This window comes from Microcoleus sp. M2_D5, assembly GCF_036701935.1.
Taxonomy (GTDB): Bacteria; Cyanobacteriota; Cyanobacteriia; order Cyanobacteriales; family Microcoleaceae; genus Microcoleus.
The window spans coordinates 1-9,397 of sequence record NZ_JAUBRP010000131.1 but is presented as its reverse complement, the minus strand read 5'-3'; the positions used below and the strand labels follow the sequence as shown (position 1 = coordinate 9,397).

The window sequence follows — 9,397 nt, the reverse complement described above, 5'->3', positions numbered from 1 at the left end:
ATTTTAAAATCCCAAAAGCCTTTCGACCCCAATTATGCGATCGCTACCCCTTGACAGCTCAAGACAGTATCTACAAATTTTAACATCATACAAGTCCAAATCAAACGGAAATGACTAACAATTTTCAAACAAATAGGTTGGGTTTAACACGAGTAACCCAACCTATTAATTAAATGAGACTTAATAGTTTAGCCTTGATTCACAACAGTCGGTTTCAAACTTTCCTCTTTAGATCGATCTAAACCATTTTGCACTTCCACAGATTCCTTAATCGGTTTCCGGGCTTCTATTAAACTCAAAGCTTTGTTGACACTTTCAGGTAAAATCACGACCAAACTGCCGGCCGGCGCCTCGTCTAAAGCCTTGTTAACGGCCGTTGTTTCGTCGAGAATCAACTCGTATTCAACTTGAGATTTGTTTGCGGTTCCTGCAGAAATCGCCTCAGCAATTCCCTGGCAAATTAACTTTGCCACAACACCGGGTTCTCTGCCGCGCCTGTCAATATCTTCCTTGACAATGATACGATCGAACATCTCGGCCGAAAGTTTGCCCAGCGTGACAAAATCTTCATCTCGCCGGTCTCCGGGGGCGCCGACTACCCCGATCCGCATTCCCGGCCAATTCAGCACGAAACTGCCCAAAGCTTTGTAGCTGTGGGGGTTGTGGGCGTAGTCGAGCAAAGCGTGATAGTTGCCCAATTTAAACAAATTCATCCTTCCGGGAGTTTGGCCCACCGATGCTTGGAAACTTGACAAAGCCGATCGAATATCTTCTATTTTCAATCCTTGGGCAAAAGCTGCCAAACAAGCTGCTAAAGCGTTAGCAATCATAAACGGCGCGCGCCCGCCCATCGTCAGCGGCACGTTCACAGCCTGCTCAATTCTCAGCGTCCAATCGCCTTTCAATATCGACAAGTACCCGTTTTCGTAAATCGCTGCCAGCCCGCCTGCAGCGGTATGTCTGGCCACCAGTTCGTTGTCCGGGTTCATCGAAAAATATGCAATTTGAGCCTTGACACGCTGCGCCATTTGTGATACTAGCGGGTCGTCTGCATTCAAAACTGCATAGCCTTTGGGCATTACCGACTCAACGAGGACGCTCTTGAGTTTGGCCAGTTGTTCCACGGTGTCGATGTCGCCAATTCCCAAGTGATCGGCCGCGACGTTCAACACGACGCCGACATCGCACTGATCGAAGCCGAGGCCCGATCGCAAAATTCCGCCTCTAGCCGTTTCCAGCACCGCTACTTCTACCGTCGGGTCAGACAAAATCAATTGAGCGCTTTGCGGCCCGGTATTGTCTCCGGTTTCGACCAAATAATCGCCGATGTAAGTGCCGTCGGTAGTTGTATAGCCGGTAATCTGACCTGTCTGCTTGACAATGTGGGCTAGCAGGCGAGTGGTTGTAGTTTTGCCGTTGGTTCCCGTTACCGCTAAAATTGGCACCCGGCTGGGCTGAGGCGAGGGGAAAAGCATATCGAAGACGGCGCCGGCGACGTTGCGGGGCAAACCTTGACTTGGGGCGACGTGCATTCTGAAACCCGGTGCTGCGTTGACTTCGACGATGACGCCGTTGACATCGCGCAGGGGTTGGGAAATGTCGGGAGTTACTACGTCAATGCCGGCGATGTCCAAACCGATAATTTTGGCGACTCTGGAAAACAGCCAGACGTTTTCTGGGTGGATTTCGTCGGTACGATCGACTGCAATTCCACCGGTACTCAAGTTTGCTGTCGCCCGCAAAAATACTCTTTCGCCCGCGGGCACTACGGAGTCCATTGCGTATCCTTGTTTTTGCAGCAAATCCAGGGACAATTTGTCGATCGTGATCCGGGTGAGCACGTTGTCGTGTCCGTCTCCTCGCTGCGGGTCGCGGTTTACTTCTTCAATAAGCTGTTCTACTGTAAACCTGCCGTTACCCACGACGTTAGCGGGGACTCGTTCTGCGACTGCTATGACTTGCCCGTTGACTACCAATACTCTGTGGTCGCGGCCGGTGTAATAGCGCTCGACAATGACGCTTTTTGTTTTTGATGCGGCGCTGGCTAAGTCGTATGCTTCTTCTGCTGCTTCCCAGGAATTGATGTCGATCGTAATGCCGCGGCCGTGGTTGCCGTCTAGGGGTTTGAGGACGATCGGATAACCGCCGACATCTTCGATCGCCCCGCGCAATTCGTCCAAATAATGAATCACCGTCCCTCTGGGAACCGGCACGCCAGCGCTAGCGAGGATATTTTTGGTACCTTCCTTGTCACAGGCAAGTTCTACCCCCAAAACTCCCGTCCGATTGCTCAGAGTTGCCTGAATCCGCTTTTGGTGAACCCCGTAGCCGAGTTGAATCATAAACCGGGCGCTCAAAGGTATCCAAGGAATGCCGCGCGCTTCTGCTTCCTTAATCAGTGTTTCCGTGCTCGGCCCCAGGGCCGCCGACGCAGCAAACTCTTTGAGGTCTCTCAAATCTTGGACTAATTCGGCTGCTGGATAAGTGCCTGTATCGGCAATACTTTGGCACATCCGCACGCCCGCCCTGGCTGCATAGCGACCTGCTTGTTCGTTTTGATACTCGATTACTACTTGGTAAATACCTGGGGTCGCTGTCTCGCGGGTACGGCCGAACCCGACCGGCATTCCTGCCATTTCCTGAAGTTCGAGGGCGACGTGTTCGATTACGTGTCCCATCATTGTGCCTTCTCTGACCCGTTGCAGGAATCCTCCCTGATGGCCTGGAGAACAGTGATGGTCGTTCAAACTCGGAAGTGCGGCGATCAACCCTTCATAGAATCCAGGAATTTCCGCTGTGGTTTTATCTGCCCACTCCTCTAAATCCAGACGCATCAGGACGAGTTTCTGGCGTCTGATGCTCCAGTAGTTGGGGCCGCGTAATGTCTGGATTTTAAGTATTTTCATGGCAGTTAGAGGGGTATGGGGCGCGAAATCTTATAGATAATTGGAGCATTTATTCAATTTCGATCTAGATTGCTCGATCGACTGTTCGCTGCGAACAGTTTGGGAGTGAATTTCCAGTTATGGGCTACCCAATTTAAAATTCATGCCCCTGCGATCGGCTAAAAACAAGTACAGGTACATGGCTAGCAAAAACTCAAAGCCCGAAGCTAGAATTTTCTGTGGTTCTGCCTCTTGGCGTCAGCCCGTGGCTGCTTCCGAATCTATATCTATTGTTGTATCCATGATTCGGCCGGAATGCCGCCTAATTTCTGCCGAATCAATGACAAGAGATGTTCTACCTTAGTTGGCTGTGCGGCATTCGGGGGGCCAGCCAGACTCGGAACACGCTCCCGATGGCATGGGTTTGCCTAGGGGCATATTGTAGCAATCTCCGTGACACAGAACGTGCAAGCGCATATTGAACAGACTTAAGGGTTCTGTCGCTCCTACCATAGATTCATTGGTATAAAAATTTTCCCTAGAATCAACAATAGTCACGGTGCCTTTACCGAGAATTTTCATAGTATCGTCTCCCTCAAACAAGGCGCAGGTGTCTTCGTCAATACCAATAGCGATGCGATCGGGATGACAAGCCACAGCCGACAGCAAGCGAGCCATGCGATTGCGGTTGTGAAAATGCTGGTCTACGATGATCTCAGGAATAATGTTAAGTCCGTTTGCCATGTCTACTAAAGAGCGGTTCGGCGGGGCGCCACTTCCACCGCCTGCAATCATGTGATATCCCATTACCGCAGCACCCGCGCTGGTGCCAGCGAGGGTAATTTTGCCTTCGAGAGTTTCTTTGCGAATTTTCTCCATCAGCGGGGTGTCCGCCAGCAGCCCACAAAGCCGCAGTTGGTCGCCGCCTGTGATGAATACGCCCGTACAGTCTTCTAAGTAATCTTTCCAGACGGGGTTTTCGCCTTGTTCGCGTTCGCGGATGTCTACTACTTTGACTGCGCTAACGCCCATTTCGTCAAATATTGTGCGGTAGCGGTTGCTAATTCCTTCGGGATCTCGCGAAGCGCACGGAACGATCGCCAGCCGAGCGTTTGCACCCCCAGCACGGCAAAAAAAGGTGTTCAGAATCTCTCGCCCGTGAACTTTGTCTTCGGCTCCCCCGATGACCATAATCGAGGTTTTTGTGCGCGGGGGAATATTGTGTTCAAGGGCTTGAGATGTCAACTGCTGCATGGTGTGTCTTCCTCTGTTATGTGAAATTCAATTTTGCCGTGGCTGTGCGTAGAATGGGGCTTTTTAAGAATAAATATTTTTTGGTGCCAGCGAGGTGCGATCGGCGATCGCGCGATCCCGCAGTTGTTTGGGGGCGAGTTTACTTGCAGTCGCTGTCATGAAAAACAGATTATTTTTGTACAAAACCGGCCCGCCGACAAAGGAAGAGAATTTAACTTGCCAAAATTTTCAGAAATTATAAGAAATTATAAAGAATAAAGCAATTACTGAAAACTGAACTCCCCCTAAAGGTCAAACTAGAGGTGATGTATCAATGAAATTCCAATAATTGTGCGATTTGACGTTGTTACCCTATTTCCAGAATTTTTCCGGGCTCCCCTAGAGTCGGGACTGATGGGCAAAGCCTTAGCTAAAAAGATTGCTGAGGTGAATTTTGTCAATCCCCGCGATTTTACCACAGACAAGCACCAGCGAGTCGATGATGAGCCTTACGGGGGCGGAGTGGGGATGCTGATGAAACCGGAACCAATTTTTGCTGCGGTGGAGTCGCTGCCGGTTTTGCCGCGGCGGGAGGTGATTTTGCTGACTCCCCAGGGGGAACCGATGCAGCAGGCGATGTTTCGGGAGTTGGCTGCAGAGCGCGATCAGTTGGTATTGATTTGCGGTCATTATGAAGGTGTGGACGATCGAGTGCTGCACTTGGTAACTCGCGAGGTGTCTTTGGGGGATTTTGTGCTCACGGGGGGCGAAATTCCGGCTTTGGCTTTGATTAATGGGGTTTTGCGATTGCTGCGGGGAACTGTGGCGAAGGAAGATTCCCTGAAATTTGAGAGTTTTGAAGACGGACTTTTGGATTATCCGCAGTACACTCGACCGGCGGATTTTCGGGGATTGAAGGTGCCTGACGTGTTGCTGTCTGGTAATCACGCGGAAATTGCTCGCTGGCGCAGGGAACAGCAAATTGAAAGAACTCGATCGCGCCGGCTGGATTTGTACGATCGGTGGTTGCAGGAGAGGGAAGAATAGGAGAAAGGGAGAAAGGAGAAGTTATCCCATACGATCGATCGGGCAAACTCATAGCCCAATTCGATCGACAGCGCCGATTGTTGCAACACTTCTGCTGATTGAAGCTTTCAAACCTTCAGCAGCTAAAAGCTGTTTTAGTCGATCGGTCTCAGATTTAGTTCCGATAAAAACTGAACCAGGCATCTTCTTTTTTAGCTTCATAGCTTCAGCTAAGGACAACGACATAGCCTCACGCAGAATTCTTGTTACAACTGTTGCACGTTGTTCTTTTTCCAATACAATCAAGTTCCAAGTCCCTTCTTTTGCTAAAATTTCTTCTCTCATTTCGTTAGGCATAGCATGAGTATCATCTAACTCGATTGCCTCCCCACAATGAGAGCAGCTATAAGATAGATGCCAAACAACTTTTTTGTCAAAGAGAGACTGACCAACCAACATCTGTATGTCTTGGTCACAATGCCCACACAGTCCGTAAATCAAGACCATACTTTTTCACCTATCTCCCCGCAAATATGAAATAATTGTCTTTTGGTATACTTCCCAAACCTCATTTTTACATGAACATCCGCATCGGCAACGGCTACGACATTCACTGCTTAGTTCCAGAACGCCCCCTCATCCTCGGCGGTGTCAATATTCCTCACGAATTAGGATTACTCGGCCACAGCGACGCCGACGTACTTACCCACGCTATCATGGACGCGATGCTCGGAGCTCTCAGCTTAGGAGATATCGGCCTTTATTTCCCGCCAACTGACCCGAAATGGAAAGGTGCGGATAGTCTCGTATTGCTGGCACAAGTCAATCAGTTAATATTAGATAAAGGCTGGGAAATCGGCAATATTGATTCGGTGGTGGTGGCAGAACGTCCAAAGCTGAAACCGCATATTCAGCAAATGCGCGATCGGCTTTCTTCCATCCTCAAACTCAACCCAGACCAAATCGGCATCAAAGCCACCACCAACGAAAAGCTAGGCCCCGTTGGGAGAGAAGAAGGAATCGCAGCTTACGCTGTAGTTTTGTTAGTGCTAAAATAGAACTTTAATCTACGTTTTAGGAAGACCAAAACCATGCAAACTGAAACCTTGGATTTAGAGTTACCCATTGACGCGGATATTATCGCATTGGATAAGGACGATCGGGTAGTCGTGCTAATCGAAGTTAAAATTATTGAAGCTCAAGAACCAGCAGCAAAGCAAAGGATTGCTGACTACATGATATCTTGGATGAAAGCTGCGTTAGCGAAGATGTCCGAGCAGCGCACCATAATTCCCTATGCTATGTTTGTTGACACCGAACAAATTCTGATTTTCAAATGGGACGGAGTAAATTTATCTGAACCTGCGTGCTCTCTAAACACTGGTGAAATACTTCGCCATTATGAGCCGGAATTTGGCAGCAAACGGATCTTTAAGCGATACCTAACTAGACTGGTTGAAGCATGGCTGCGCGACTTAGCTTATAATTGGAAGTCTGAGATTCCCACCGCGTCAGAACAGATAGCAAAAATCGGCTTGCTGCCGCTGCTAGCAGGTGGGACGACAAAATCAGGGGTAGAAATTGGTGGCAATTTTATATATCGAGACTAACTTTCTGATGAGCATTGCTACGGGACGCGATCCAGACGCTAACAACTTGTTGGTGAGTGTACCGACATCAGTCAACATAGCAATACCAAGTATTTGCTGCATGGAATCGCTTTCGGCTTTAGAAGACGAGATCAAGCGACGCAACCGTTTTGTAGGTGAAATGGAAAAACAAATCAGTCAGCTAAAGCGAGATAAAACTTCACCCTAGGCCCAGTCTCTTGTCTTCCACTGAGAGGAATCTCTCAATGAGAATGAGGTGTTGCTCAATGATATTAATGCACGTCTTTTTGCTGCTCTTGATTTGTTGGCTATAAAGATAGAAATGATTCAATTAACAGCAGGCATACTTCGAGAAAGTTTGAATTAAATTTTTATTGAAGAAGACCCGACAGACAATTTAATTCTCCACTGCATCTTGAACCACGCACAGTTACATCCTAATGAAGTCAAGGTATTTTGGAGCAATAATACAAAAGAATTTGGTCTGCCGAAAGTTCGAGATGCTTTGCGGGAAGTAGGAATAATGAAGTATTTCTCGGTCACGGAAGATTTTCTCGGTTGGCTACAGTCTCAGTCGTAGTTGCACTGAAATGGTATAGTTAAAAATTATGAAAATTTCTATGATGGTACATTCAAGACTGCGCTGGCTCCTGATTTTACTGGCGGTAATTGCTACCATAACTCTGTCTGCGTGCACTCCGGTGCGATCGAACTTAGTAAACAGACTCATCGTTCCCACCCCCAGCGGCCCGGCCACCTTTAACTACCCCCTAAATCAGTCTGCATACAGCGTCTTTGGCTATATGTACGAGGGGTTGATTAACGAAAACGGCTTGACATCGCAGCTAGAACCCGGTTTAGCCGAATCTTGGGAAGTTTCTAAAGATGGCAAAAAGATTGTCTTTACCCTGCGAGAGGGTTTGAAATGGTCGGACGGCGCACCCCTGACTACTGATGACATTATCTTCAGCTATGAAAAGATTTATTTCAATGACCAAATTCCTAGCGGTTTGAAAGATATTCTGAGGGTTGGCATCAGTGGCGAATTTCCAAAAGTCAAAAAACTCGACAGTCGCCGCGTAGAATTTTCCGTTGCAGAACCCTTTGCTCCTTTTATTAGATATGCTGGGGGAATCCCAATTTTACCAGCTCATATTTTACAGGAATCTATCGATAATACAGATGCAGACGGCAAGCCTAAATTCTTGACTACTTGGGGCACGGATACTGACCCTAAAAAAATTGTCGGCAACGGTCAGTACCGAATGCTGAGTTATACTCCTAATCAGCGCGTTGTTTTGGAACGAAATCCATATTATTGGCGCAAAAATGCTGAGGGAAATCCTCAACCTTACATCCAGCAAATTGTTTGGCAAATTATCGAAAATACTGACAATCAACTGCTGAATTTTCGATCGGGCGATTTGGATACTCTGAACGTGGAGCCGGAAGTATTTCCCCTCTTGAAACGGGAGGAAAAACGCGGCAAATATACGGTGTTTAACGGCGGCCCGGATACTGGCAGCGTGTTTATGTGTTTCAATCTGAATAAGGGGCGCAATGCTCAAAATCAGCCGTTCGTAGACCCAATTAAGTCTCGGTGGTTCGCGAGTAAGGAATTTCGGCAGGCGATCGCCTACGGCATCAACCGATCCGCCATGACTAACAATATCTATCGCGGACTGGGCGCGCCCCTACATTCCCCAATTCCGGCGCAAAGCCCGTTCTACCTGTCCCCAGAACAGGGATTGAAAACTTACAGTTACGATCGACAAAAAGCCAAAGAGTTACTGTTAAGTGCAGGTTTCAAGTATAATAGTAACGAAGAATTGTTGGATGCTGAAGGCAACAAGGTGCGATTTACTTTGTTGATGGCGGCAGGTAAAAAAGTTCGGGAACAAATGGCAACGCAAATTAAGCAAGACTTGGGCAAACTGGGGATGCAAATTGATACGCAGTTCCTGAGTTTTAACACTTATGTGGAAAAGCTGCGCCTGACGCGGAATTGGGATACTTACTTGGGCGCTTTTACGGGAGGTACTGAACCGCACAGCGGCTACAATATTTGGTCTGTTAACGGGACACTGCACAGTTTCAACCAAGGCCCGCAAGCCGGAGAACCCCCGATTCAGGGTTGGCAAGTTTACGACTGGGAGCAGAAAATCGATGACCTTTACGTGAAAGCTTCTCAGGAGCTTGATGAGGCGAAGCGCAAGGAAATTTATGGGGAGGCGCAGCGGATTATAGCGGAACAAGTGCCTTTTGTTTATATGGTAAATCCGCTGACTTTTGAGGCGGTGCGCGATCGCGTTTCGGGAATTCGCTACAGTGCCCTCGGCGGTGCTTTCTGGAATTTGTACGAGTTGAAAATAACAGAATAGTCAGTCGATTTTAGATTTTAGATTTTAGATTTTAGATTTCTTAGATTTCATTTAGTCTAAAGATGAATCTGGGAACTTGAACAAGAGTCTAAAATTGTGCCATCGCGATTTAAGTTGGGGGCTTGTATCCGTTTTTGGGCAGGTCATTAGTTAGGATCGCGAATTAAATAACTTATAATTTTAATTGTTATTGTGGGATGGGCGTCCCGCCCGTCCAAAAAGGCCGGGCGGGACGCCCATCCCACAAACTTGTGGAAGTTAT

General features: G+C 48.0%; 9 protein-coding genes. 6 read left to right on the top strand and 3 right to left on the bottom strand.

Annotated elements, in window-relative coordinates:
* Positions 1 to 188: 188 nt before the first annotated feature.
* Both cphA and QUA50_RS28480 read right to left on the bottom strand, forming a co-directional pair.
* Complete coding sequence (gene cphA / locus QUA50_RS28485; RefSeq protein ID WP_333268602.1) at positions 189 to 2,906, bottom strand: cyanophycin synthetase; 2,718 nt, start codon at positions 2,904 to 2,906, stop codon at positions 189 to 191.
* A 339-nt stretch (positions 2,907 to 3,245) separates the two neighbouring features.
* Positions 3,246 to 4,139, bottom strand: a complete 894-nt coding sequence (locus QUA50_RS28480; RefSeq protein ID WP_333268600.1) for a cyanophycinase — start codon at positions 4,137 to 4,139, stop codon at positions 3,246 to 3,248.
* A gap of 330 nt (positions 4,140 to 4,469) precedes the next feature.
* Here QUA50_RS28480 and trmD point away from each other — a divergent pair, with 330 nt between their 5' ends.
* The gene (gene trmD / locus QUA50_RS28475; protein WP_333268598.1) at positions 4,470 to 5,165 is read left to right on the top strand and encodes a tRNA (guanosine(37)-N1)-methyltransferase TrmD; all 696 of its coding nucleotides are present in this window, start codon (positions 4,470 to 4,472) and stop codon (positions 5,163 to 5,165) included.
* A 48-nt stretch (positions 5,166 to 5,213) separates the two neighbouring features.
* On the opposite strand, the gene QUA50_RS28470 is transcribed toward trmD, so the two are convergent.
* Complete coding sequence (locus QUA50_RS28470) at positions 5,214 to 5,603, bottom strand: hypothetical protein (protein ID WP_333268597.1); 390 nt, start codon at positions 5,601 to 5,603, stop codon at positions 5,214 to 5,216.
* Positions 5,604 to 5,722: 119 nt separating this feature from the next.
* Here QUA50_RS28470 and ispF point away from each other — a divergent pair, with 119 nt between their 5' ends.
* The 5 genes from ispF to QUA50_RS28445 all read left to right on the top strand — a co-directional run bounded on the left by ispF (position 5,723) and on the right by QUA50_RS28445 (position 9,135).
* A complete protein-coding gene (gene ispF / locus QUA50_RS28465) occupies positions 5,723 to 6,202 on the top strand; it encodes a 2-C-methyl-D-erythritol 2,4-cyclodiphosphate synthase (protein ID WP_333268606.1) in 480 nt (159 codons plus the stop codon).
* A 33-nt stretch (positions 6,203 to 6,235) separates the two neighbouring features.
* A complete protein-coding gene (locus QUA50_RS28460; protein ID WP_333268595.1) occupies positions 6,236 to 6,754 on the top strand; it encodes a hypothetical protein in 519 nt (172 codons plus the stop codon).
* A gap of 7 nt (positions 6,755 to 6,761) precedes the next feature.
* Positions 6,762 to 6,962 carry a hypothetical protein gene (locus tag QUA50_RS28455; RefSeq protein WP_333268593.1) on the top strand — a complete coding sequence of 67 codons (201 nt, stop codon included), beginning with the start codon at positions 6,762 to 6,764 and terminating at the stop codon, positions 6,960 to 6,962.
* 207 nt (positions 6,963 to 7,169) lie between these two features.
* Positions 7,170 to 7,334: a hypothetical protein gene (locus QUA50_RS28450; protein WP_333298762.1), complete on the top strand. Its 165-nt coding sequence runs from the start codon at positions 7,170 to 7,172 to the stop codon at positions 7,332 to 7,334.
* A gap of 40 nt (positions 7,335 to 7,374) precedes the next feature.
* Entirely contained in the window at positions 7,375 to 9,135 is a 1,761-nt protein-coding gene (locus QUA50_RS28445) for an ABC transporter substrate-binding protein (RefSeq protein ID WP_333268604.1), read from the top strand.
* Positions 9,136 to 9,397: the final 262 nt, after the last annotated feature.

What these genes read in the sequence shown, in the direction of transcription:
- cphA (WP_333268602.1), bottom strand. Translation starts at nt 2,906, where the DNA reads ATGAAAATACTTAAAATCCAGACATTACGCGGCCCCAACTACTGGAGC.
- QUA50_RS28480 (WP_333268600.1), bottom strand. Translation starts at nt 4,139, where the DNA reads ATGCAGCAGTTGACATCTCAAGCCCTTGAACACAATATTCCCCCGCGC.
- QUA50_RS28470 (WP_333268597.1), bottom strand. Translation starts at nt 5,603, where the DNA reads ATGTTGGTTGGTCAGTCTCTCTTTGACAAAAAAGTTGTTTGGCATCTA.
- ispF (WP_333268606.1), top strand. Translation starts at nt 5,723, where the DNA reads ATGAACATCCGCATCGGCAACGGCTACGACATTCACTGCTTAGTTCCA.
- QUA50_RS28460 (WP_333268595.1), top strand. Translation starts at nt 6,236, where the DNA reads ATGCAAACTGAAACCTTGGATTTAGAGTTACCCATTGACGCGGATATT.
- QUA50_RS28455 (WP_333268593.1), top strand. Translation starts at nt 6,762, where the DNA reads ATGAGCATTGCTACGGGACGCGATCCAGACGCTAACAACTTGTTGGTG.
- QUA50_RS28445 (WP_333268604.1), top strand. Translation starts at nt 7,375, where the DNA reads ATGATGGTACATTCAAGACTGCGCTGGCTCCTGATTTTACTGGCGGTA.